This is a genomic window from Arsenicicoccus cauae (assembly GCF_009707125.1).
Classification (GTDB): Bacteria; Actinomycetota; Actinomycetes; order Actinomycetales; family Dermatophilaceae; genus Arsenicicoccus; species Arsenicicoccus cauae.
The window spans coordinates 19,457-43,134 of record NZ_WLVL01000023.1 but is presented as its reverse complement, the minus strand read 5'-3'; the positions used below and the strand labels follow the sequence as shown (position 1 = coordinate 43,134).

17 protein-coding genes, 1 tRNA gene and 1 pseudogene are annotated in these 23,678 nt (G+C 72.6%); 4 read left to right on the top strand and 15 right to left on the bottom strand.

Going from position 1 to position 23,678, the window contains the following annotated elements; translation table 11 throughout:
• Position 1 precedes the first annotated feature (1 nt).
• Positions 2-2,935, bottom strand: coding sequence for a leucine--tRNA ligase (gene leuS, locus GGG17_RS06580; RefSeq protein ID WP_154592964.1), 2,934 nt, complete (start codon positions 2,933-2,935; stop codon positions 2-4).
• Positions 2,936-3,239: 304 nt separating this feature from the next.
• Here leuS and GGG17_RS06575 point away from each other — a divergent pair, with 304 nt between their 5' ends.
• Entirely contained in the window at positions 3,240-4,076 is an 837-nt protein-coding gene (locus GGG17_RS06575) for a Cof-type HAD-IIB family hydrolase (protein WP_154592963.1), read from the top strand.
• Positions 4,077-4,295: 219 nt separating this feature from the next.
• Here the strand turns inward: GGG17_RS06575 and GGG17_RS06570 are convergent.
• The 5 genes from GGG17_RS06570 to GGG17_RS06550 form a co-directional block, all read right to left on the bottom strand.
• A tRNA-Ala gene (locus GGG17_RS06570) sits at positions 4,296-4,368 on the bottom strand.
• A 129-nt stretch (positions 4,369-4,497) separates the two neighbouring features.
• Entirely contained in the window at positions 4,498-5,148 is a 651-nt protein-coding gene (locus GGG17_RS06565; RefSeq protein WP_154592962.1) for a histidine phosphatase family protein, read from the bottom strand.
• 5 nt (positions 5,149-5,153) lie between these two features.
• Complete coding sequence (rsfS, locus tag GGG17_RS06560) at positions 5,154-5,594, bottom strand: ribosome silencing factor (protein ID WP_311966480.1); 441 nt, start codon at positions 5,592-5,594, stop codon at positions 5,154-5,156.
• A complete protein-coding gene (gene nadD / locus GGG17_RS06555) occupies positions 5,591-6,304 on the bottom strand; it encodes a nicotinate-nucleotide adenylyltransferase (RefSeq protein ID WP_154592961.1) in 714 nt (237 codons plus the stop codon). Before nadD ends, rsfS begins: the two co-directional genes overlap by 4 nt.
• A gap of 17 nt (positions 6,305-6,321) precedes the next feature.
• On the bottom strand, positions 6,322-6,543 hold the full coding sequence (locus GGG17_RS06550; protein ID WP_154592960.1) for a hypothetical protein: 222 nt from the start codon (positions 6,541-6,543) through the stop codon (positions 6,322-6,324).
• Between the two features lie 123 nt (positions 6,544-6,666).
• On the opposite strand from GGG17_RS06550, the gene GGG17_RS06545 reads away from it, so the two are divergent.
• A complete protein-coding gene (locus tag GGG17_RS06545; protein ID WP_154592959.1) occupies positions 6,667-7,812 on the top strand; it encodes a glycosyltransferase family 2 protein in 1,146 nt (381 codons plus the stop codon).
• 169 nt (positions 7,813-7,981) lie between these two features.
• Here the strand turns inward: GGG17_RS06545 and GGG17_RS06540 are convergent, their stop codons facing one another.
• From GGG17_RS06540 to GGG17_RS06505, 8 genes are all read right to left on the bottom strand, one after another.
• Positions 7,982-8,683, bottom strand: a complete 702-nt coding sequence (locus GGG17_RS06540; protein WP_289033564.1) for a class I SAM-dependent methyltransferase — start codon at positions 8,681-8,683, stop codon at positions 7,982-7,984.
• Positions 8,684-8,749: 66 nt separating this feature from the next.
• On the bottom strand, positions 8,750-10,048 hold the full coding sequence (locus GGG17_RS06535; protein ID WP_154592958.1) for a glutamate-5-semialdehyde dehydrogenase: 1,299 nt from the start codon (positions 10,046-10,048) through the stop codon (positions 8,750-8,752).
• A 202-nt stretch (positions 10,049-10,250) separates the two neighbouring features.
• Positions 10,251-11,393: a glutamate 5-kinase gene (gene proB / locus GGG17_RS06530; protein ID WP_311966479.1), complete on the bottom strand. Its 1,143-nt coding sequence runs from the start codon at positions 11,391-11,393 to the stop codon at positions 10,251-10,253.
• A 6-nt stretch (positions 11,394-11,399) separates the two neighbouring features.
• Complete coding sequence (gene obgE, locus GGG17_RS06525) at positions 11,400-12,923, bottom strand: GTPase ObgE (RefSeq protein WP_154592957.1); 1,524 nt, start codon at positions 12,921-12,923, stop codon at positions 11,400-11,402.
• 102 nt (positions 12,924-13,025) lie between these two features.
• Complete coding sequence (gene rpmA, locus GGG17_RS06520; RefSeq protein WP_019284283.1) at positions 13,026-13,280, bottom strand: 50S ribosomal protein L27; 255 nt, start codon at positions 13,278-13,280, stop codon at positions 13,026-13,028.
• Between the two features lie 47 nt (positions 13,281-13,327).
• The gene (gene rplU / locus GGG17_RS06515) at positions 13,328-13,636 is read right to left on the bottom strand and encodes a 50S ribosomal protein L21 (protein ID WP_288800096.1); all 309 of its coding nucleotides are present in this window, start codon (positions 13,634-13,636) and stop codon (positions 13,328-13,330) included.
• A 220-nt stretch (positions 13,637-13,856) separates the two neighbouring features.
• Entirely contained in the window at positions 13,857-17,732 is a 3,876-nt protein-coding gene (locus GGG17_RS06510; RefSeq protein WP_195849143.1) for an Rne/Rng family ribonuclease, read from the bottom strand.
• A gap of 397 nt (positions 17,733-18,129) precedes the next feature.
• Positions 18,130-18,897, bottom strand: coding sequence for a TIGR03936 family radical SAM-associated protein (locus GGG17_RS06505; RefSeq protein ID WP_154592956.1), 768 nt, complete (start codon positions 18,895-18,897; stop codon positions 18,130-18,132).
• Between the two features lie 288 nt (positions 18,898-19,185).
• Between GGG17_RS06505 and GGG17_RS16370 the strand changes: the two genes are divergently transcribed.
• Complete coding sequence (locus GGG17_RS16370; protein WP_230082773.1) at positions 19,186-20,103, top strand: sulfite exporter TauE/SafE family protein; 918 nt, start codon at positions 19,186-19,188, stop codon at positions 20,101-20,103.
• A 447-nt stretch (positions 20,104-20,550) separates the two neighbouring features.
• Here GGG17_RS16370 and GGG17_RS17115 read toward each other — a convergent pair.
• Positions 20,551-22,893, bottom strand: a pseudogene (locus tag GGG17_RS17115) (FAD-binding and (Fe-S)-binding domain-containing protein); the annotation flags it as partial.
• A 153-nt stretch (positions 22,894-23,046) separates the two neighbouring features.
• Here GGG17_RS17115 and GGG17_RS06495 point away from each other — a divergent pair.
• Entirely contained in the window at positions 23,047-23,583 is a 537-nt protein-coding gene (locus GGG17_RS06495; protein ID WP_154592954.1) for a YbaK/EbsC family protein, read from the top strand.
• Positions 23,584-23,678: the final 95 nt, after the last annotated feature.

Genomic DNA, 23,678 nt, shown 5'->3' with positions numbered 1-23,678 from the left:
GTCAGCCGACGACGATGTTGACCAGCTTGGGGGCCCGCACGATGACTTTGCGGACCGTCTTGCCGTCGAGCAGCCCCTGGATGCGCTCGCTGGCCAGGGCCGCGGCCTCCAGGTCGGCGTCGCTGATGTCGGCGGCGACCTCGAGGCGGTCACGCACCTTGCCGAGCACCTGCACGACGCACGTCACGGTGTCCTCGACGAGCAGCGCGGGGTCGGCTGCGGGGAAGGTCTCGTGCACCACCGAGGACTCGTGGCCGAGACGGGACCACAGCTCCTCGGCGAGGTGCGGTGCGACCGGCGCGACCATGAGGATCAGCGCCTCGGCGGCGGACCGCGGCACGACGTCCAACTTGGTCAGCGCGTTGTTGAGCTCGATCAGCTTGGCGATGGCGGTGTTGAAGCGCAGCCCGTCGTAGTCCCGCGCCACCTGGTCGATCGTGCGATGCAGGAGCCGGGAGGTCGCGTCGTCCAGCGGCCCGTCACCGACCCGCACCTCCCCCGTCTGCTCGTCGACGACGTTGCGCCACACCCTCTGCAGGAAGCGCTGCGACCCGACGACCGCGCGCGTCTCCCAGGGCTTGCTGAGCTCGAGCGGTCCCATGGCCATCTCGTAGACGCGGAAGGTGTCGGCGCCGTACTCGTCATACATCTCGTCGGGGGAGACGACGTTCTTGAGGGACTTGCCGATCTTGCCGAACTCACGGTGCACGACCGAGCCCTGCCAGGTGAAGACGCCGTCGGCGCTCTCGGCCACCTCGGCGGCGGGCACCGGCTGACCCCGGTCGTCGCGGTAGGCGGCGGCCTGGATGTATCCCTGGGAGAAGTAGCGCCGGAACGGCTCCTCGGAGGTCAGGTGGCCGAGGTCGTGCAGCACCTTGACCCAGAAGCGGGCGTAGAGCAGGTGCAGCACCGCGTGCTCGACACCACCGACGTAGAGGTCCACGCCGCCAGGGTCGGCGGCCCCGGCCGGCGCCCCCGCGACCGCGGTCGCCTGCGGCCCCATCCAGTAGCGCTCGACCTCGGGGTCCACCATCGCCGTGGCGTTGGCCGGGTCCAGGTAGCGCAGGAAGTACCAGCACGAGCCGGCCCAGTTGGGCATGGTGTTGGTCTCGCGGCGGTAGCGGCGCACGCCGCGCCCGTCCCCGAGGTCCAGCTCCACCTCGACCCAGTCCCCGGCGCGGGACAGCGGCGGCTCCGGCTCGGACGAGTCGTCGTCGGGGTCGAAGGTCTTGGGCGCGTAGTCCGGGATCTCCGGCAGCTCCAGCGGCAGCATCGACTCGGGCAGCGCGTGCGCCACCCCGTCCTCGTCGAAGACGATGGGGAACGGCTCGCCCCAGTAGCGCTGCCGGCTGAACAGCCAGTCGCGCAACCGGTAGGTCACGGTCCCCTGCCCGCGGCCGGTGCGCTCCAGCCACGAGATCATCGTCGCCTTGGCCTCGTCGAGCCCCAGGCCGTCGAGGCTCACCTCGTCGTTGCTGGAATTGACGGCGACCCCAGGGGCGACATACGCCTCGCCGTTGTTGACCGAGCCGGGCCACGACGAGTCCCCTTGCGGCGCAACGACATCCATGATCGGGATCATGAACTCCGTCGCGAACTCGAAGTCGCGGGCGTCGTGCGCCGGGACCGCCATGATCGCGCCGGTGCCGTAGCCCATGAGGACGTAGTCGGCGATGAAGACCGGGATCTCGCGCCCGTCGACCGGGTTGGTCGCGTAGGCGCCGGTGAACACGCCCGTCTTGGACTTGTCGTCCATCTGGCGCTCGACGTCGCTCTTGCGGGAGGCCGCCTGCTGGTAGGACGCGACCGCCTCGCGGGGCGTGTCGGCGCCACCGGTCCAGTGCATCGGGATGTCGCTCGGCCAGGCGTCGGTGACCAGGTCGGCGACGAGCGGGTGCTCCGGCGCCAGCACCATGAAGGTCGCACCGAAAAGCGTGTCCGGCCGCGTCGTGAACACCTCGATGTCCTCGCCGCCAGGCCCGGTGAAGGTGACCCGAGCGCCGTGGGAGCGGCCGATCCAGTTGCGCTGCATGGTCTTGACCTTCTCGGGCCAGTCCACGCGGTCCAGGTCGTCGGCGAGCCGGTCGGCGTAGGCGGTGATCCGCATCTTCCACTGGCGCAGCGCCTTGCGGAAGACGGGGAAGTTGCCGCGCTCGGAGCGGCCGTCGTTGGTGACCTCCTCGTTGGACAGGACCGTGCCGAGGCCGGGGGCCCAGTTGACGGGCGCCTCGTCGGCGTAGGCCAGGCGGTGGCCGTCGATGACGGCGGCCTGCTCGGTGGCGTCGAGGTCGCTCCAGGCGCGGCCAGCCCACTCCCCCGGCAGGGGACGGGACCCGTCGGCCAGCTGCGCGATCAGCTCGGTGATCGGCCGCGCGCGGCCCAGACCCCCGTCGGGGCGGGGGGCGCTCTCGTCATACCAGCTGTTGAAGATCTGCAGGAATATCCACTGGGTCCAGCGGTAGTAGTCCGGGTCGATGGTGCGGATCGCGCGCCGGTCGTCGTGGCCGAGGCCGAGACGACGCAGCTGGCGCGCCATGATGACGATGTTGTCCTCGGTGGTCGTGCGCGGGTGCTGGCCGGTCTGGACGGCGTACTGCTCGGCGGGCAGCCCGAAGGCGTCGTAGCCGAGGCAGTGCAGGACGTTCTTGCCGGTCATGCGGTGGTAGCGCGCGTAGACGTCGGTCGCGATGTAGCCGAGCGGGTGCCCGACGTGCAGGCCCGCGCCGCTCGGGTAGGGAAACATGTCGAGGACCAGCAGCTTCTGCGCCTGGGTGAGCGGGTTGTCCGGCTCGGCCCACGGACCGGCGGGGTTGGGCGCGTGGTAGGTGCCCTGCTCCTCCCAGCGATCCTGCCAGCTGGTCTCGATCTGCCCCGCCAGCGCGGCGGTGTAGCGGTAGGGGTGCTCGTCGCGCGTCTCGGTGGCCGTGTCCGTCATCGTCTGTCTCCCTGGGTCCTCGGTGTGGCTCGCTGCTGCTGCGGACTCGCATGCCTCCAGACACACGAACGCCCCTCACGCAGAGGGGCAGCCGCGCTGATGTCCGACTCGCTCAGCGCGGCCCGACAAGGAGCTGCTGGTGGGCCACCCGCCCAGGCTACCGCAGGGTCATCGGGGCTGGACGAGCAGGCCGTATGCCGAACCGCCCGTGACGCGGGGTCGCCGTGTGATCGGGTGGGGCGTGGTGGCGGCGGGGCGCCATACGATCGGGACATCCCCGCAATCGCCCACCGAAAGGTGCCCCATGCCAGCCCGCCCCTGGACCACGATCGCCCCCGGCCCGCACGACGTGCGACTCGTGGTCGCCGACATGGACGGGACGCTGCTGGACGAGTCCGGGGCGGTGCCCGCGGACTTCTGGGGGCTGCTGACGCTGATGGGTGAGCGCGGGATCACCTTCGTGCCGGCCAGCGGTCGCCAGCTCGCCACGCTGCAGCGCGTCTTCGAGCGCGCGCCGCAGGGGCTGTCCTACGTCGCCGAGAACGGCACCCTCGTGGTCCACGACGACGAGGTCGTCTCGACGACCACCGTCTCGGCCGAGATCACGCGCTCGGTCGTCGGCACGGTCCGCGAGGCCGCCCGCGACCACGACCTGGGCCTCGTGGTGTGCGGCGTGCGCAGCGCCTACGTCGAGCGCAACGACCGGGCGTTCCTGGCCGAGTGCGACAAGTACTACGCCAGGCTGGAGGTCGTGGAGGACCTGCACGCCGTCGAGGACGACGTGCTCAAGCTCGCCGTCTACGACTTCGAGGACTCCGAGCGCCACGTCGACCCGATCTTTGGCGAGGTCGCCCGCACCCACCAGGTCGTCGTGTCCGGCAAGCACTGGCTCGACATCATGGTGCGCGGCGTCGACAAGGGCCAGGGCGTGCGGGCGCTGCAGGCCCGGCTCGGCGTGACCCCCGCCCAGACCGTGGTGCTGGGCGACTACCTCAACGACCTGCAGATGCTCGGCACCGCGGAATGGTCCTTCGCGATGGCCAACGCCCACGACGACCTGATCGAGCAGGCGGCCTATCTGGCTCCCGCCAACACCGAGGACGGTGTGGTGCGCGTCCTCACACGGCTGCTCGGGGCCTGACGGCGGCCCGTACCAACCGGCGGCTGTGCAACCAGGCGCTCGTCACCGAGGTCTACATCGACGAGGACGACGAGCTGCGCGTCGAGCACAACCGGCCCTTCGAGATGCTCCCCGACCCGCAGGTCGACGCCAACGCACTGACCTGGGCCGCAGACGTGAACAAGGCCCGAACCTCCACCAACTCTTCCGTTGGCAAGGGTTCGAGCCTTGTGCGTGGGGTGGAGCTGAGGGGACTCGAACCCCTGACCCCCTCCATGCCATGGAGGTGCGCTACCAGCTGCGCTACAGCCCCTCACGAGACGAGTCCCGCGGGTCGTCGTCGCGGGCTCACGCTCGCTGCGACTGGATCACTTTAGCCAGAGTTCACCGCTGCGACCAAATCGACGTATGCCGTGCCGGTCGCCCCTCCCGGACCTCGGCCTCAGCGCTCCGTCGGCCACGAGGCGCCCTCGTCGGCGTCCGGGGAGCCGAGGTTCCAGGTCTCGATGCGCCAGCCGCCCGAGGGCATCTGGGCGAGCTCGGCCCAGTGGCAGTTGCGCAGTCCGCTCAGGACGAGCCAGGCCTGCTTCTGCGGCAGGCCGACGAGCTCGGCGGCGAGGGCGCGGGCGGCCACCCCGTGCGACACCACGACGGCGAGGCCGTCCTGCGGCAGACGACCCACCAGGTCCTTCGCCCCGGCGAGGACGCGGGTCGCCACGTCCGCCACGGACTCCCCGTGACCACCGCGCTTGAAGTCCTCGCCGGTCAGCATGCGCTCGGCGTCGGTGGGATACTCCGCGCGCACCTCCGCACCCGTACGACCCTGCCACTCCCCCGCATGGATCTCGCGGAAGCGCTCGTCGCGCTCCACCTCGACGCCCAGCAGCTCCCCGAGCGCGTCGGCGGTGGCCGCGGCCCGCAGCAGGTCCGAGCTGACGATCAGGTCAGGACGCCGTACCGCGAGGTGCGGGGCCGCCGCAGCGGCCTGCGCGCGCCCGGTCTCGGACAGCACGATGTCGAGCTGCCCCTGCCAGATGCCCGCGGCGTTGTGGGCGGTCTCGCCGTGCCGCCACAGGATGAGTCGCCTGGCCATGCGGGTCAGTCGCGCAGTCCCGGCCACCCGGTCGTCCGGGCGGGCGCGTCGGCATACGGGTCGTCCTCGTCTTGTCGACCGGCGGGGTCCGGCAGCCCGAGGTCGACCGTAGGGCAGTCCTTCCACAGCCGTTCCAGGCTGTAGAACTCGCGCTCGTCGCTGTGCTGGACGTGCACTACGACGTCGACGAAGTCGATGAGGACCCAGCGACCGTCCTTCTCGCCCTCGCGGCGCACGGGCTTGGCGCCCAGGTCGCGCAGGCGGTCCTCGACCTCGTCCACGATCGCGCGGACCTGGCGGTCGTTGGGCGCCGACGCGAGGACGAAGATGTCGGTCAGGGCGAGCTGGTCGCTGACGTCGAGCGCGATGATGTCGCGGGCGCGCTTGTCGTCCGCCGCGAGGGCGGCGGCCTTGGCGAGCTCGATGGCACGGGGGGTGGCGGTCACGCAGGATCCTTCGGGGTGATGGTCGGTGACGGCGCGGACGCCGAGGTGGAGGCGGACGCCGCGGTGGAGGCGGACGTCGCGGGATCGGTGAGCCCGCCGTTGACCGACACCCCGGACAGGGCCGGGTCGGTCGAGACCACGGGCGCGGACGCGGCATACAGCCGGTACTTGTTGATGTGCTGCACCACCCCGTCCGGCACGAGGTACCACACGGGCTTGCCCTCGACGACGCGCTCGCGGCAGTCGGTGGAGCTGATCGCCATGGCGGGGACCTCGGTGAGGGTCACGCCGTCCGCCGGGAGCCCGGACTCCGACAGGTGGTAGCCGGGCCGGGTGACGCCGATGAAGTGCGCCAGGTCCCACAGCTCGTCGACGTCCTTCCACGACAGGATCCGCGACAAGGCATCCGCGCCGGTGATGAAGAACAGCTCTGCGTCGGGGTTGAGCCGCCGCAGGTCGCGCAGCGTGTCGATCGTGTAGGTCGGCCCGTCGCGGTCGATGTCGACGCGCGACACCGAGAACCTCGGGTTGGAGGCCGTCGCGATCACCGTCATCAGGTAGCGGTGCTCTCCCGGGGAGACGCTCGACGCGGCCTTCTGCCACGGCTGGCCGGTCGGCACGAAGACGACCTCGTCGAGGTCGAACAACGCCTGGACCTCGCTCGCGGCGACCAGGTGACCGTGATGGATGGGATCAAACGTCCCGCCCATCACGCCGATCCGCTGTCTCAGTGCCCGCTCCCGGGCGAGCTGTGCGAGCCGTGCGTCGCGTCGTTGACGCCGCCATGGCTGAGCTTGGCGGCGGTGTTGCGGAACGCGAAGGTGATGGCGAGCAGAGCCATGAACAGCGCCAGCGCGATGACCCCGAACCAGAAGTCGGCGAACGGCAGCGTCATCGCGTGCTCGGAGTGGTGCTCGCCCTCGGCGAGGATCAAGGCGGCAGAAGTCATGCGGCCATGCTACCTGCTTGGTGCGCGGCCGCCCCCGATGCCGGTCTCGAGGGCGCAACGGCACAGCCGACGCACAGCACCCGCTTCGGCCATTGCCAACGCCACGGTCCTAGGCTGGCACGCATGGTCCCTGAGCTATCCGTCGTCATCCCCATGTACAACGAGGAGCAGGTGCTCCCGCTGCTGGTGCAGCGGCTGCGCCCGGTGCTCGACGGCCTGGGCACGAGCTACGAGGTCGTCGCGGTCGACGACGGGTCCAAGGACCAGACGGCCGTGCTGCTGCAACGCTACCGCCGCGAGTGGGAGCAGCTGCGCGTGGTGCGCCTGCGCGCGAACTCCGGCCACCAGGCGGCGATCTCGGCCGGCCTGGTGTCCGCCCACGGCGACTTCGTCGTCACCTTGGACGCGGACCTGCAGGACCCGCCCGAGACGATCGCCGACATGCTGCGCGTTGCCCACGAGGAGGGCGTCGACGTCGTCTACGGGGTGCGCTCGGACCGCTCCACGGACACCTTCTTCAAGCGCGAGACGGCCAAGGCGTTCTACTCCGTCCACTCCCGCCTGACCGGGATGGAGACCGCAGGCAACGCCGGCGACTTCCGTCTCATGTCGCGCGCCACCGTCGACGCCGTCAACGCGCTCCCCGAGCACGGGCGCGTGCTGCGCTTCGTCGTGCCGGCGCTGAACTTCCCGTCGGCGAGCGTGCCCTACAAGCGTGAGGAGCGGGCGGCCGGCGAGTCGAAGTACCCGTTCATGAAGATGGTGATGCTGTCGGTCGACTCGATCATCGGCTTCAGCCTCAAGCCGCTGCGCCTCGCCACGTGGTTCGGCTTCGGGGGCTTCATCGCCTCGCTGCTGCTGATCGCGTATGCCGTGATCGGCCGCTTCACCGGTCACGCCATCGCGGGCTGGGCCTCGACCGTGGGCATGATCGCCCTGGTGGGCGGGCTGCAGCTGCTCTGCCTCGGGATCCTCGGCGAGTACCTCGGCCGGATGTACCAGCAGCTCCAGGAGCGCCCCAGCTACTTCATCGCCTACGACTCGGCGCGGGACCGTGACGACCACCGGTTCGCCATACCGCGCAGTGCTCGTATGGCGACCGGCCGCCCGACGGGCGCAACGGCGTCTCGGCCCGAGGTCGCCCTCGGCGGGGGGACCGCGGCTGCCGGGGCGAGCGCGCGAGGGGCCGACCCGACGGCGCGCGGGACAGACACGAGCGAGGGCACCCTGGACGCCCACGGCCTGGCGGGCGAACCCATCGACCGCTGACCTACCGGGGGTAGGGGCATCAGCCGGGCTTCGTCCCCCAGGCTGATGACCCCGCCGGGGGTAGGGGCATCAGCCGGGCTTCGTCCCCCAGGCTGATGATCCCACCGGGGGTAGGGGCATCGACCGGCCTTCGTCCCCCAGGCGGATGATCCCGCCGGGGGTAGGGGCATCAGCGCCGGCGCGCGACGACGAACTCGCTGACGCCAGGCAGGTCCTTGACCGGCAGGTAGCGCTCCACCGTGATGACCGCCCGCAGCGCCGCGTTGACCGCCCAGTGCGTGTCCTGCAGGTCGCTGCCCTGGCTCGTGCGGCGGCGCATGGACACGACCGGCCGCAGCAGGACGTTCCAGGCGAAGCGTCGCTCGATCTCGAAACCGTTGCGCTGCAGCAGGTCCAGGATCTCGGCGCGGTGATAGCGCCGCACGTGACCGACGGCGACGTCGTGGTCGGACCACAGCTTGGGGTCGACGGGCACGGCCACGAGGAACGGAGCACCCGGCTTGAGCACCCGGTGCACCTCCTGCACGCACGCGTCGTGCTCGACCAGGTGCTCGAGCAGGTCGAAGGCCATCACCAGGTCCAGCGACCCGGTGTCCACGGGCAGGTTCGTCGCGTCGGCCCGCATCACCGGCACCGAGCGCTCGTCGGCAGCCAGCGCGCCGTCCTGGGTGTACTCCAGCGCCACGGCCTGCCACCCGTGCTCGATCAGCACGCGGGTGTTGCCTCCCCCGGCGGCCCCGATGTCCAGGGCCCGGCCGGGCGTCATACCGGAGATCATGCGAGCGAGGATGTGCCTGCGCTCGCGGTACCACCAGTGCGCGTCCTCCAGCCTGGCCAGCTTGCGGACCTCGTGACCCTCCACGTGCGGCACGTCCTCTCGTCGTCGAACGCCACAAACCTAGAGGAACTCACCGTCCGGGGCGCGCAGATCACGCCGTCAGACGCGGACCTGTCCGTCGCCCTCGACGACCCACTTGGTGCTCGTGAGCTCCTCGAGGGCCATGGGGCCGCGGGCATGGAGCTTCTGGGTGGAGATGCCGATCTCGGCACCGAAGCCCAGCTCACCGCCGTCGGTGAACCTCGTGCTCGCGTTGACCATGACCGCTGCCGAGTCCACCTCGTCGACGAATCGCCGCGCGGCTCCACGGTCGTCGGTCACGATGGCGTCCGTGTGGCCGCTGGACCACCGGCGCACGTGCTCGATCGCGGCATCGAGCGAGGGCACCACGCGGACGGCCATGTCCAAGGAGAGGTACTCCGCCGCCCAGTCCTCGTCGGTCGCCTCCACCCAGCGCGCGCCGGCCTGCTCGGCGACGTCCTTGAGGTCCGGGTCGGCGTGGATGACGACGCCCTCGCTGCCGAGCGCCCGCAGGATCCGAGGCAGCGCCTGATCGGCGACGGCCTCGTGGACGAGCAGCGACTCGGCGGCGTTGCAGACGCTGGTGCGGTGGGTCTTGGAGTTCAGCGTGATCCGCTCGGCCATGTCCAGGTCGGCGCCGGCGTCGACATAGACGTGACAGTTGCCTACCCCCGTCTCGATCGTGGGGACGGTCGACTCGGTGACGACGGTCTGGATCAGACCCGCTCCCCCGCGCGGGATGAGGAGGTCGACCTCGCCGCGGGCCGTCATGAGGGCGCGCACCGCGTCGTGCCCGGGCGCGTCGAGCAGCTGGACGGCGTCGGGGTTGAGGTCGAGGGTGCGCAGGGTCTCGCGGAGGACCTCCACGAGCACCCGGTTGGTGTGCTCCGCGGCGCTGCCGCCGCGCAGGATGCAGGCGTTGCCGGACTTGAGGGCCAGGCCGGCGGCGTCGACGGTGACGTTGGGGCGCGCCTCGTAGATCATCCCGACCACGCCCATTGGAACGCGAACCTGCCTGACCTGCAACCCGGTCGGGGTGGTGCTGCCACGGACGACGTCACCCACCGGGTCGGGGAGCCCGGCCACGTCGCGCAGCCCCTGGGCGGTGGCGGCGACGCGCGGCTCGGTGAGGGTGAGGCGGTCCAGCAGGTTGGCCCGGGTGCCGGCGGCGGTCTCGCGCTCGACGTCGAGGTTGTTGGCCGCGACGATGCGATCGGTCGCCGCGACGAGCGCGTCGGCCATGGTCCGCAGCGCGTCATCCTTGCGGCCTCGTGGCAGCAGCGCCAGCTCGCGGGCGGCGGTGCGCGCGCGGGCGGCGAGCCCCGAGACGAGCTCGCGAGCGCCGGGATCGATGGGCTTGGCGGCCGGGGTGGTCATGCTCCCATCCAACCGCAACCGGCCGTATGACGCCCCCACCGTCTCGTGGGGCTGGGCACACGCCCGGAACCACGTCCGGCCGATGCCCCTACCCCCGGCGGGATCATCAGCCTGGCGAACGAAGGCCGGCCGATGCCCCTACCGGGGGCGGGATCATCAGCCTGGCGAACGAAGGCCGGCCGATGCCCCTACCCCCGGCGGGTCAGAGGAGGGCGAGGTCGTCGCGGTGGATGACCTCCCGGCGGTACTGCTCCCCCAGCTCGTCCCCCAGGTCGTGGGTGCTGCGACCCAGCATGGCGGGCAGCTCGGACGAGCCGTAGTTGACCAGCCCCCGCCCCACCACGAGCCCGTCCGGCGCAACCAGGTCCACCGCGTCGCCCTCGTCGAAGCGGCCGCTCACGCCCACGATCCCGGCGGGCAGCAGCGAGCGGCGGTGCGCCACGACCGCGTCGACGGCGCCGGCGTCCAGCTCGAGCCGCCCCCGCGCCGTCGAGGCGTGCCGCAGCCAGAGCAGCCGGCCGCGCGGCCGCACCGCCGGCGCCTCGAAGACGGTCCCCACGTCCTCGCCGCCCAGCGCCTCGGCGGCCAGCGCGGCCGACGTGACCAGCGCCGGGATGCCGGCGCCGGTGGCGATGCGGGCGGCCTCGATCTTGGTCGTCATCCCGCCGGTCCCGACCTTGCTGCCGGAGCCGCGCACGACCACGTCGGCCAGGTCGGCCGCGCCGCGCACCACGGGGATCCGACGCGCGCCCGGGCGCGACGGCGGTCCGTCATACAGCGCGTCGACGTCGGAGAGGAGCACCAGGGCGTCGGCCTTGACCAGGTGCGCGACCAGGGCGGCGAGCCGGTCGTTGTCCCCGAAGCGGATCTCCTGCGTGGCGACCGAGTCGTTCTCGTTGACGACGGGCACGACGCCGAGGTGCAGGAGACGCACGAGCGTGCGGCGCGCGTTGACGTAGTGCGAGCGCCGCGTGACGTCCATCTCGGTCAGCAGCACCTGCCCGACACGGGCCCCGTGACGCCCGAAGCTGGCGGTGTAGGCCGCCACCAGGGCACCCTGGCCCACGGCGGCGGCGGCCTGCTGGGTGGCAAGGTCACGGGGGCGCTTGGGCAGGGCCAGGGGGTTGAGCCCGGCGGCGATGGCGCCCGACGAGACGAGCACCACCTGCGCGCCACCGCGCCAGCGGCCGGCCAGCGCGTCGACGAGCCGACCGATGGCGAGGTCGTCCAGGTCACCGTCCCCGCCGGTCAGCGAGGACGAGCCGACCTTGACGACGATGCGCTGCGCACCGGCGATGCGCTGCCGGGTGCCCGTCCCCCCGGTGAGGTCGACCTCGTCCGTCACGGCCGGTCAGTCCTCGTCGCGCAGCGTCGCCCAGTGGCCAGAGCGGCGCTCGGCGTCAAGCTCGGCGGCGGTCTTGCGGCGGGCGGCCTTGAGGTCGGCGAGCTCCTCGCGCTTCTCGGCGCGGGTGGCGCGACGGGTGCCCTCCGCCTGCTCCAGGCGCAGGTCGGTGCCGCGACGGCCGAGCAGCTCGGCGCCGGTGGCGAGGGTCGGCTCCCAGTCAAAGACGACCGCGTCGTCCTCGGCCCCGATCACGACGGTGTCCCCGGCAACCGCCCCGACCTTGAACAGCTCCTCCTCGACGCCCAGCCGGCCCAGCCGGTCGGCGAGGTAGCCGACGGCCTCGTCGTTGCTGAAGTCGGTCTGGCGCACCCACCGGGCGGGCCGGTCGCCGACGACGCGATAGATGACCCCGTCGGAGGTGTTCTCCTTGCGGACGGTGAAGCCGGTGTCGTCGACGGCCTTGGGCCGTATGACGACGCGCGGGGTCACGACCTCCTCCAGCTCGGCGCGGGCCGCCTCGACGTGGCGCGCCAGGGAGAAGGTGAGCTCCTTGAGCCCGGTGCGGGCCACCGCGGAGACGACGTGCACCTCGAGGCCGCGGGCCTCCAGGTCGGGCTTGACGAACTCGGCGAGCTCCTCGGCCTCGGGGACGTCGGCCTTGTTGAGCACGACGATGCGGGTGCGCTCGGTGAGGGGCTTGCCACCCAGGGTCGCGTCGGGGACGTAGAGGCCGAGCTCCCGCTCGATCGCCTCGAGGTCGGACATCGGGTCGCGGTCGGGCTCCAGGGTGGCGCAGTCCACGACGTGCACCAGCACCGAGCAGCGCTCGACGTGGCGCAGGAACTCCAGGCCGAGGCCCTTGCCCTCGTGAGCGCCGGGGATCAGCCCGGGAACGTCGGCGACCGTGTAGCGCGCGGAGCCCGCCGTCACGACGCCGAGGTTGGGCACCAGCGTGGTGAAGGGGTAGTCCGCGATCTTGGGTCGGGCGCTGGAGAGCACCGACACCAGGGACGACTTGCCGGCGGAGGGGAAGCCGATCAGGGCGACGTCGGCGAGCGTCTTGAGCTCCAGCACGACGTCGTGCTCGTCGCCCGGCTCACCGAGGAGGGCGAAGCCGGGGGCCTTGCGGCGGGTGGACGCCAGCGCCTTGTTGCCGAGGCCGCCGCGACCGCCCTGGGCGACGACATACTCCCCGCCCATCTCGACGAGGTCGGCGAGCAGTCGGCCCTGCTTGTCCTTGACGACGGTCCCCTGCGGCACGCCGAGCACCAGGTCGTCGCCGTCGGCGCCGTTGCGCTCGGCGCCCTCGCCCGGCTTGCCGTTGCCGGCCTTGCGGTGCGGGGTGTGGTGGTAGTCGAGGAGCGTGGTCTTCTGCGGGTCGACGCGGAGCACGACCGACCCGCCGCGACCGCCGTTGCCCCCGTCGGGGCCGCCGAGCGGCTTGAACTTCTCGCGGTGCACGGAGGCCACGCCGTGACCACCGTTGCCCGCCTGCACGTGCAGCGTCACCCGGTCGACGAAGCTCGCCATGTCCTGGTCCTTATCTCCTCGGTGGCAAACCGCGCGAGGGTGCAGGCTCGTGGCCTGCACCCTCGCGCAAACATGTGTGCTGAGCGGAGGCTCAGCGGTGCGTCACTCGCCGGCGACGATGTTGACGACCTTGCGGCCGCGCTTGGTGCCGAACTCGACGGCACCGGCGGCGAGGGCGAACAGCGTGTCGTCCTTGCCGCGGCCGACGTTGGCGCCGGGGTGGAAGTGCGTGCCGCGCTGGCGGACGATGATCTCGCCGGCGTTCACCTCCTGGCCGCCGAAGCGCTTGACGCCGAGGCGCTGGGCGTTCGAGTCGCGACCGTTCTTGGAGCTGGATGCACCCTTCTTGTGTGCCATGACTAAGCCTGCCTTCGTCGAATCGTGAGCTGGGGGTGCGAGGAGGCTCAGGCCTCGATCGCGGTGACCTTGATCTGGGTGGTCGGCTGACGGTGACCCTGGCGCTTGCGGTAGCCCGTCTTGTTCTTGTACTTCATGATCGTGATCTTGGGGCCCTTGGTCGCCTTGACGACCTCGGCCGTGACCTTGACCTTGGCAAGCGTGGCTGCGTCACTGGTGACGGTGGAGCCGTCAACGAGCAGCAGGGGCTGGAGCTGGATGGACTCGCCGGGCTTGTCGTTCACCTTGTCGACGATGAGGACGTCGCCGACGGAGACCTTCTCCTGGCGCCCGCCTGCGCGAACAATCGCGTACACGTTGCAGACTCGCTCTCTTGATGAGGGTGTGGAACCGGCCGCCGCTTCGTGACCGGCCTCCGATCGCGCCTGGCACTTCGCCTGGGCAACGCGGGGGACGGTGGACGCACCGACTCACCAGAGTACCGGCGCGAGGGTGCTGTGACCAAATCCCCGGCCCGGCCCCTCGTGGGGTGGTGCGCACACCGATCCCGGTGCCCGGACCACCCCACGAGACCGGTCAGGCGTCGGTCGCGGGCGAGGGCTCGTATGCCGACCCGCTGGCCTCAGCGGCCTTGGGCGGTCCCGCTGGGGCGACGACACGACCGCGGCGCCGGCGGGGGCGCTGCTCGGGCTCGGGGCTGGTCTCGGCCTCGGGCCTGGGCTCGGGGCTGGTCTCGGCCTCGGGCGCGTTGTCGGTCGGGGCGACGGTCTGGTCCAGCGCCTGGTCCCGCTGCTGGGCGATCGCGGCGGCGACCACCCCGGCGGGAGCGTCGACGTCGGCCACGGAGGTGTCCGCGCCCCAGCCGGCGCCGGCCGTGGCGGCTCCGGGACGGGGCGTGCCGGACTCATCCTGCGACCCCCAGCCGAGACCGGGGTGGTCGGCGCTCGCCGCGGCTTCGGAGGCGGCGTTGGCCGCCGACTCGGCGTCGGAGCCGGGCGCGGCGTCCTCGGCAGGATCCGCATGGGGCCCTGCCTCGGCGGGCGCCGGTGCCGGTGCGGGCGCGCCGGCCGCCTTGGAAGCGCGTCCCTTGCGGGCGGAGCGGCGCCCCCGGGCGGGGCGCTCCTCCTGCGGGGCGTCGTGCGCGCCGCCGGCGTCCGTGGCCGCACCGGCCGGAGCCGACGAGGCGGCCGGCTCGTCGCCGAGCACGGAGGACATGGCGTCGTCGATGGCCCGGGCCACCTCGTCGGGCGACGCGGGCTGCTCGTCCTCGGCCACGGCCTTGGAAGCGGCCATCGCGGCGGCATGCGCGGCCGCGGCGATCTGGGCAGGGGTCGGCCCGGCGTCCTCGGCCTTGCCGGCGCCGGACCCGTTGCCGCCGTTGCCACCGTTGCCGGAGTCGCCATTGCCAGAGCCCCCGTTGCCGGAGCCGCCGTTCGAGCCGCCGTTGCCGCCCTTGCCCTTGCGGCCACGACGGCCGCCCTGCTCGTGCGAGTGGTCGACGCCGGACTCCGTGCCCGGAGCGACCGGCGTGGAGGAGACGAGGATCCCGCGGCCGTTGCAGTGCTCGCAGGTGGTGGAGAAGGACTCGATCAGTCCGGTCCCCACGCGCTTGCGGGTCATCTGGACCAGGCCCAGCGAGGTGACCTCGGCGACCTGGTGCTTGGTGCGGTCACGGCCCAGGCACTCGACGAGCCGCCGCACGACCAGGTCGCGGTTGGACTCGAGGACCATGTCGATGAAGTCGACGACGATGATGCCGCCGATGTCGCGCAGCCGCAGCTGGCGCACGATCTCCTCGGCCGCCTCGATGTTGTTCTTGGTGACGGTCTCCTCGAGGTTGCCGCCCTGGCCGACGAACTTGCCGGTGTTGACGTCGACCACGGTCATCGCCTCGGTGCGGTCGATCACCAGGGAGCCGCCGGAGGGCAGCCAGACCTTGCGGTCCATCGCCTTGGCGAGCTGCTCGTCGACGCGGTGCTCCGCGAAGACGTCCTTGTCACCGGTCCACCGCGTCAGCCGCGGGGCCAGGTCGGGAGCCACGGACTCGACATACGAGCTCACGGTCTCCCAGACCTGGGGCCCGGACACGACCAGCGAGCTGAAGTCCTCGTTGAAGACGTCGCGGATCACCCGGACCGTCAGGTCCGGCTCGCCGTGCAGCAGCGCCGGGGCGTTGGTGCCGCGCGCGCCGGCCTTGGCCTGGATGTCGTCCCACATCGAGGTGAGGCGGGCGACGTCGGCGCGCAGCTCCTGCTCGCTGGCCCCCTCGGCGGCCGTGCGGACGATCACGCCGGCGTCGGCGGGCATGACCTCCTTGAGGATCTTCTTGAGCCGGGCGCGCTCGGTGTCGGGCAGCTTGCGGCTGATCCCCGTCATCGAGCTGCCGGGGACGAAGACGAGGTAGCGGCCGGGCAGCGAGATCTGCGAGGTCAGGCGGGCGCCCTTGTGACCGATCGGGTCCTTGGTCGCCTGGACCAGGACCGTCTGCCCGGACTTGAGGGCGTTCTCGATGCGGCGCGGCTGGCCGTTCTCCAGACCCGCGGCGTCCCAGTTGACCTCGCCGGCGTAGAGCACGGCGTTGCGGCCCTTGCCGATGTCGACGAAGGCGGCCTCCATCGACGGCAGGACGTTCTGCACGCGACCGAGGTAGATGTTGCCCGCGATGCTGGTCGAGCTCGCCGACTGCTCCCGCGAGACGTAGTGCTCCACGAGGACGCCGTCCTCGAGCACGGCGATCTGGGTGCGGTCGCCGCTGTCGCGGACGACCATGGTCCGCTCGACGCTCTCGCGACGGGCGAGGAACTCGGCCTCGGTGATGATCGTGCGGCGACGCCCGGCCTCACGGCCCTCGCGGCGGCGCTGCTTCTTGGCCTCCAGGCGGGTCGATCCCTTGATGCCGGTGGCGGAGTCCGAGCGACGGGACTCACGCACCTTGGTCACGGTGCCGGGCGGGTCCTCGTCCCCACCGCCGGAGCCCGAGCGCCGGCGGCGGCGGCGACGGCGCGACGAGCTCGACGAGTCGTCGTCGTCCTCGCCCTGGTCGTCCCGGCCGTTGCGGGAGCTGCGGCCGTCGCGGCCCTCATCGGAGTCGTCCGGCTCGTCGTCGCCCTTGTCGTCGCTGCGGTCGTCGCCGTCGGAGTCCGCGCGTCCGCCGGAGCGACCACGGCCGCGGCGGCGGCGCGAGCGGCGGGAGCCCCCGGACTGCTCGCCGTCGTCGCCCTGGTCGTCGGTGTCGTCTGCGTCGTTCGTGTCGTCTGCGTCGTTCGTGTGGTCTGCGTCGTTCGTGTCGTCGTCGACCTGACGGTCGTCGCGGTCACCGGTGCGGCCGCGGCCGCCGCGGTCGGCGCTGTCGTCATCGCCGTCGGCCTGCTCGTCAGAGGCGCCCCGGTCGTCGCCGCGGTCGTCGGAGCCCGACCGGCCGCGGCGGCCCTTGCCACCACGACGACGACGGCGCGGGGCCTGGTCGTCGTCCTGCTCGTCCGCGTCATCGACGTCGGGTCCGTCGGTGCGACCGGTGCTCCCCGCGCCGCGGCTGTCGCCCTCATCGTCCTCCACGTCGCGGCCACGGGCGTCCCGGCCGCGCAGGTCCCGCTCGTCGCGTGAGCGGGAGACCCGGCCACGCGGCCGGCCCCGAGCCGGGTCGTCGAGGTCGTCGTGCTCGTCGCCCTCGGCGTCGTCGGTCTCGTCGCGCTGGATGGTGGAGGGGTCGACGCTCGGCGAGGTGGCGCGCCGCGAGCGACGGGCCACCGTGGGGTCCGGCGCCTGGAAGAGCAGGCCGAACGGCGAGACGGCCGGCGCGGCGGCGTCGCCGGCAGAACGCACGGGCAGCTCGTTGATCAGGTCGTTGAGGTGGTCCTCGTCCAGCACCGCCAGCGCGATGTCGACGACCTCCTCGTCGCTGTCGTCGGCGTCCCCGTCGGCCGCGATCTCGGGGGCGTGCTCCACGGCGTCCGCCTGCGCGGCGGCCCGCTCGGCGGCGTGGTCGGGCACCCCGGAGGTGAGGCCGGGCGCGTCATACGCATCATCGTCGGCGTCGGTGCCGGCGACGGACTCGGTCACGGAGGGGGCCGACGCCTTCGTGGTGGCGCGGCGGGTGCGCTTGGCGGCCTTCTTGGCGGGGGCGGCGGCGGTGACGGCGTCGACCGCGGCGCGGGCGTCGCCCTCCTCGGCCTCGGTGCCGGGCGTGCCGAGCAGGTCGTCAGCGTCGCTGATGCTCGGGCGGTGCGCCTCCTCGGCGGCGGGGGCCTTCTTGGCGGCCTTGCGCGGCGCCCGCTTGGTGGCGGCGGCCTTGCGGGGGCGGGTGGACTTCTTGGCAGGCGCCGTGGCCTCGGAGGTGTCGGGGGCTTCGGCGGTGTCGGGGCCCCCTGCGGTGTCGGGGGTTTCGGCGGTGCCCGTGACGTCGGAGGCGTCTGCGGCGTCGGAGGTGGGGAGGGTGTCGTTGTCGGGTGCCATCGGGGGCGTTCCCTTCTCGACCACGAGGCCACGCCCACTGCCGGCGCCAAGCGCCTCGTCGCCGCGTGGTGCGCGGTCGTCGTCGTCAGCGGAGCAGGTTGCCCCGACGACGGAAGTCGTCTGCTGCACCGCGTGGCTCGCGCCAGGCGCGTCACTCACGTGGTGCCGCCGCCATCACGTCGACGGAGCCGGTCGGCTCGGTCGTCGGGCGAGACGGGCGACCAGATCGGTCGCGACGCCGCACGTCGCCGTGATGTCGTCGGGTCAGCGGCACGAAGTGGGTCGCACCGTGACCTCCAGCAGTATCGCACAGCGCGCCGGACCCGCCCCTCGGCTCGCCGGGCCACGCGCACCCGGGCGTGGCGCTCCCGGCATGCCCGGCGGGCTCGGCGGGCGCTCAGCGCAGGGGGTCGCCGACCGTGGCGTCGGCGTCCGACCAGGGGCCTTGCACCAGCCGGGTCATCAGCGGGGTGACCTGCGGCAGGCCCTCCCCCGTCGCCGCGAGCGCCGCGATCACGTCGTCGGGACGGACCGTCGGGGTCGTATGCCGCAGCAGGACCCGCAGCAGCTGCGCGTCCGCGCTGACGGTGACCCCGCTCGCCGCGGCCCGCTCGCCGGCACCCTCCAGGTCGAGGCCGAGCACCGCCGATCGGACGTCGAAGGTGCGGTTGCCGCTCTTCGTCATACGGCTGATCTCGACCGACCCGGCCAGCAGGAAGGCCGCCACGGTCCGCTCGACCTGCGCGCGCTCGTCGTCGTCGAGCCCGCGCAGCTCGACGATCCACTCCGAGGCCTGCAGCCGGTCGGCCAGCGACCCCGGCAACGCATCCGCGGCCTCGAGGACGTCGAGGCCGTGCGGCAGCGCCTCGTCGAGGGCGGCGGCCACACGCGCCGGGTCGACCGGCTCGGTCACGGAGATCTCGAAGTACTCGGCCTCGCTCGCCGTCCCCGTCGGCGCCGCGTTGGCGTAGCTGATCTTGGGGTGCGGGTGGAAGCCCGCGGAGTAGGCCATCGGCACGCCCGCCCGGCGCAGCGCCCGCTCGAGCGCCCGCTGGAAGTCCCGCGTCGAGGAGAAGCGCAGCCGACCGCGCTTGGCGTAGCGCAGCCGGATCTTCTGCACCGCGGGCGGCGGAGGGGGGCCTTCGGGGGTGCGCTGACGAGCCATGAGGCCCAAGGTTACGGGAGCCAGGCTGGGCGGTGGCCTGCTGCCGACGGGCTCGGCGCACGGGCGGCGTCGGCATACCGCAACCCAGATCGTGAGACATAAGCCGATGTTATTGACTCCATAAGAACCGCCTCCCTACTCTCCTCGCATGCCCCCCTCCCCGAGGACAACGCCATGCACCTGATGCGCGTCGTGCGCCGGCACGTGGACCTGCAGCGCGTTGCCAGCCAGCTCTGTCGCTGACCCGCTTCCGCCCCCAACCCATCGCGTGTCCCCAGGAGCCCCCGCATGCCCTCCCTCATCATCCTTGCGATCGTCGGACTGATCGCCCAGCTCATCGACGGCAGCCTCGGCATGGCGTACGGCGTCACGTCGTCCACCCTGCTGCTCGCCGCCGGGATCAACCCCGCCTCTGCCTCCGCCACCGTGCACCTCGCCGAGATCGGCACCACCCTCGCCTCGGGCGTCAGCCACTGGAGATTCGGCAACATCGACTGGAAGGTCGTCGCCCGCATCGGCGTGCCCGGCGCGATCGGCGCCTTCCTCGGCGCGACCGTCCTGTCCTGGCTGTCCACCGAGGTCGCCGCCCCCGTCATGTCGCTGGTGCTGCTGACGCTCGGCGTCTACATCCTGGTGCGGTTCACCGTCCAGAGCGTGACGACCGAGCACCTCGGCAAGCCGCTGCGTCGACGCTTCTTGTCGCCGCTGGGCTTCGTGGCCGGCTTCGTCGACGCCACGGGCGGCGGTGGCTGGGGCCCGGTGGGCACGCCCGCCATCCTCGCCAGCGGCCGCCTCGAGCCGCGCAAGGTGATCGGGTCGATCGACGCCTCCGAGTTCTTGGTGGCGATCGCCGCGTCCGTGGGCTTCTTCGTCGGGCTCGGCGGCGGCGCCGTGGTGCCCGGCATGGCACTCGCGCTGCTGATCGGCGGCCTGATCGCGGCCCCGATCGCGGCCTGGCTGGTCCGGCACCTCCCCCCGCGCATCCTCGGCTCGGCCGTCGGCGGTCTGATCGTGCTGACCAACGTCCGCACCCTGCTGCGCAGCGACTGGATCGACGCCTCCGGCGCCGTGCAGAACCTCTCGTATGCCGTGATCGCCGCCGTCTGGGCGGGTGCCGTCGCGTGGTCGCTGCGTGCGCACCGGCGCGAGCAGCGCGAGGTCCTCGCGGCCGACCTGCGCCGGGCCGAAGCGCTCGACCCGGCCTGACCTCGGGTAGGTCGCGAGGAGGGTCGCCAGGTGCACGCCCTCGCGGTGGGCGAGGTCGTCGAGCTGGGTGCGGCAGCTGAAGCCGTCGGCGAGCACCACGGCCTGCGGCCCCGCCTCCCGCACCGCGGGCAGCAGCTGCTGCTCGGCCACCGCCACCGACACGTCGTAGTGCCCCTGCTCGACCCCGAAGTTGCCGGCCAGGCCGCAGCATCCCCCGAGCCGGACCACGTCGGCACCCGCGCGCTCCAGCAGGGCCGCGTCCGCCCCCCAGCCGAGGATCGAGGCGTGGTGGCAGTGCGGCTGCGCGACGACCTCGACCCCGGTCAGGTCCGGTGGGGTCCACCCCTCGGTGCGGTCGAGCAGCTCGGCGAGCGTCAGCACTCCCCCGGCGACGCGCCGGGCGGCGTCGGTGCCGAGCAGGTCGACGACGTCGTGCCGCAACGCCGCCGTGCAGCTGGGCTCGAGGCCGACGATCGGGATGCCTTGGACGACATACGGATCAAGCTCGCGGACCGCCTTGGTGAGGATCCGACGGGCGCTGTCCAGCTGCCCCGTGGAGATCCACGTGAGGCCGCAGCAGACCTGGCGTCCGGTCACGATCGGGGTGTAGCCGGCCGCGCGCAGCACCCGCACCGCATCGATCCCGACCTGGGGCGAGAAGTGCTCGACGAAGCTGTCGACGAAGATGACGACGGGTCGGCCGGGCGAGCCCTCGGCGGCGGCATCGGCGCCGTGCTCGGCGAACCACCCGCGGAAGGTCTGCTCCGCGAACCGCGGCAGGGATCGGCGCGGGTCGACGCCGGCGGCCTTCATGCCGACCTTGGCCACGCCGGGAGCACCCATGAGAGCGTTGGTGATCCGCGGGCTCCGGCTGGCGAGCCGCGACCACGCGGGCAGCCACCCCAGGGCGTAGTGCGACGGTGGGCGCAGCCGGCCTCGATAGCTCTGGTGGAGCACCTCGGCCTTGTAGGTCGCCATGTCGATGCCGGTCGGGCAGTCCGACGCGCACCCCTTGCACGACAGGCACAGGTCCAGGGCCTCGTGCACCTCGGGCGCCCGCCAGTCCTTGATGGCCGAGAACGGGCTCAGCATCTCCTGCAGGGCGCGGGCCCGGCCTCGGGTCGAGTCCTTCTCCTCCCGGGTCGCGAGGTATGACGGGCACATCACCGACACGGCGCCCGGGGCATGGTCGGCGCGGCACTTCCCGACGCCGGTGCAGCGGTGCACGGCCTGCGTGAAGTCCCCCGCGTCGGCGGGGTAGTGGAAGGCGAGCCGGTCGCGGCCCGTCGAGACCTGCTGCGCCACAGCGACTCTCACGTGGGCGTCCACCGGGTCCGGGTCGACGAGCACGCCCGGGTTGAGCAGGTTGTCGGGGTCCAGCGCGCGCTTGAGCCCGCGGAACAGGTCGATCGCGCCGGGCGAGTACATCCGCGGCAGCAGCTCGGAGCGGGCCCGTCCGTCACCGTGCTCGCCAGACACTGACCCGCCATAGCGCGCCACGAGATCGGCTGAGGCAAAGAGGAACTCGCGGAAGCGTTCAGTGCCGCCGCGCCTCTCGAGGTCGAAGTCCAGGCGAATGTGCAGGCACCCGTCCCCGAAGTGGCCGTACGGCAGGCCCGTGAGGTCGTGCTGCTCCAGCAAGGCGTCGAACTCGCGCAGGTAGGCGCCGAAGGACTCGGGTGGCACCGCGGCGTCCTCCCACCCTGCGTGGCCCGGGCGGTCACGCGGCGTCCGTCCCGCGAGCCCCGCCCCGTCCTCGCGGATGCGCCACAGGGCCCGGCCCTCGACCGGGTCGCCGACGACGCGGTGCGAGCGCGCCCCGACGGCGCCGACGAGATCGGCCACGCGCGTACGGAGCTCGTCGACCGACTCGGCCACCGGCTCGACGAAGAGCCAGGCGTTGCCCTCGGGCAGGTCGGGGACGGCGTTGTCGCCCAGCCGAGCCCGCACGACGTCGACGATGCGCCGGTCGATCCCCTCGGAGGCCACCGCGCCCAGCTGCTTCATCAGTGGGGCGACGTCGCCGGCGGCATAGATGTCGTCGAACCCCAGCACCACCAGGGTCTTCTCAGCGGGATCGGTGACGAGGCGCACGGTGGCCTCGGTGACGACGGCGAGGGTCCCCTCGGACCCGACGAGCGCCCGCCCCAGGTCGAATCCCCGCTCGGGGAGCAGGTGCTCGCACGCATAGCCCGACACCTGGCGACCGAACCGGCCCAGCTCGGTGCGGATCGTCGCGAGGTTGGCGCCGACGAGCGAGCGCACGGCCTCGACCTGCGCGGCGCCGCCACCGTCGCCGGTCGTCGACACGGTCGGCGCGTCACCGAGCACCCCTGTCGTCAGGCGCAGCTCGTGCCCGAGGCCCGTCAGGGCGACCATCCCGGCGACGTTGTCCGACGTGCGGCCGTAGCCCAGCGCCCGGTTGCCGCACGCGTTGTTGCCGATCATGCCGCCGACCGTGCACCGGGTGTGGCTGGACGGGTCGGGTCCGAAGCGCACCCCGTGCGGCACCGCGGCACGCTGCAGGGTCGCGTGGATCGCGCCCGGCTCGACCACGGCGGTGCGGGCCTCGGCGTCGATCGACAGGACCCGCCCCATGTGGCGCGAGAAGTCCAGGACGACCCCCGGACCGACGGCGTTGCCCGCGCAGCTCGTGCCCGCGCCCCGACTCGTGAGCGGCACCCCGGTGCGGCGGCACACGTCGAGCACGGCCGCCACCTCGGCGGCGTCGTGCGGGCAGACGACGACCTGCGGGACCACGCGATACAGCGACGCGTCGGTGGAGTACATGCCCAGCGTCAGCGCGTCCGCACGGATGTCCCGCACCCCCGCGCGCTGCAGCTCCGGCACCAGGTCAAGGGCGGTCGTCATACCGGCATCCTCCCCGATCACCAGGCGAGACGACAGCGGCGGGTCGCGCTCTGGGACGGTTAGCGTCGACCCATGCCCAGCGCCGAAGGAAACCTGACCTGGCTCCCCCTCGCCGACCGCGCAGACCTGGTTGCCCCGCCCGTGGCCGCCGCCGCGCACCTGGTCCCGGGCGCCCGCGTCGCCGAGATCGACCCGCACCTCGCGGACACCGCGACCTTCTGCGAGACGTATGACGTCGCGCCCGACGCCTCGGCCAACTGCGTCGTCGTCGCGGGCCGCCGCGGCGACGAGGTCACCTACGCCGCCGTGATGGTCCTGGCCACCGACCGCGCCGACATCAACAAGGTGGTGCGCAAGGAGCTGGGGGTGCGCAAGGTGTCCTTCGCCGACCAGGAGGACGCCGAGACGCGGACCGGGATGATCCAGGGGGGCATCACCCCGATCGGGCTGCCCGAGGACTGGCTGATCCTCGTGGACGACGGGGTGGTCGCGGCCGGCCCGGTGGTGGTGGGCGGTGGGGTGCGGGGCGCCAAGGTCCTGGTGGAGGGGTCTGCGCTCGCCTCCCTGCCCGGCGCCCGGGTCCTGCCCCTCGCCCTCCCCCGCGCCTGACCCCGCCCCCCAACCCCCAATCCCGCCGACTGGTCAGTTCCCGGGCCAGTTCCGGCATACGGCTGTCGACGAACAGCGACACCATGCCCACCGGC

Excerpts from the sequence above, each read along its gene's own strand:
- GGG17_RS06510 (WP_195849143.1), bottom strand. The coding sequence starts at position 17,732 with ATGGCACCCGACAACGACACCCTCCCCACCTCCGACGCCGCAGACGCC.
- GGG17_RS06575 (WP_154592963.1), top strand. The coding sequence starts at position 3,240 with ATGCCAGCCCGCCCCTGGACCACGATCGCCCCCGGCCCGCACGACGTG.
- GGG17_RS06545 (WP_154592959.1), top strand. The coding sequence starts at position 6,667 with ATGGTCCCTGAGCTATCCGTCGTCATCCCCATGTACAACGAGGAGCAG.
- GGG17_RS06535 (WP_154592958.1), bottom strand. The coding sequence starts at position 10,048 with ATGACCACCCCGGCCGCCAAGCCCATCGATCCCGGCGCTCGCGAGCTC.
- nadD (WP_154592961.1), bottom strand. The coding sequence starts at position 6,304 with ATGGGCGGGACGTTTGATCCCATCCATCACGGTCACCTGGTCGCCGCG.
- GGG17_RS06565 (WP_154592962.1), bottom strand. The coding sequence starts at position 5,148 with ATGGCCAGGCGACTCATCCTGTGGCGGCACGGCGAGACCGCCCACAAC.
- GGG17_RS16370 (WP_230082773.1), top strand. The coding sequence starts at position 19,186 with ATGCCCTCCCTCATCATCCTTGCGATCGTCGGACTGATCGCCCAGCTC.
- obgE (WP_154592957.1), bottom strand. The coding sequence starts at position 12,923 with ATGGCGAGCTTCGTCGACCGGGTGACGCTGCACGTGCAGGCGGGCAAC.
- GGG17_RS06550 (WP_154592960.1), bottom strand. The coding sequence starts at position 6,543 with ATGACTTCTGCCGCCTTGATCCTCGCCGAGGGCGAGCACCACTCCGAG.
- leuS (WP_154592964.1), bottom strand. The coding sequence starts at position 2,935 with ATGACGGACACGGCCACCGAGACGCGCGACGAGCACCCCTACCGCTAC.
- GGG17_RS06495 (WP_154592954.1), top strand. The coding sequence starts at position 23,047 with ATGCCCAGCGCCGAAGGAAACCTGACCTGGCTCCCCCTCGCCGACCGC.
- GGG17_RS06505 (WP_154592956.1), bottom strand. The coding sequence starts at position 18,897 with ATGGCTCGTCAGCGCACCCCCGAAGGCCCCCCTCCGCCGCCCGCGGTG.
- rpmA (WP_019284283.1), bottom strand. The coding sequence starts at position 13,280 with ATGGCACACAAGAAGGGTGCATCCAGCTCCAAGAACGGTCGCGACTCG.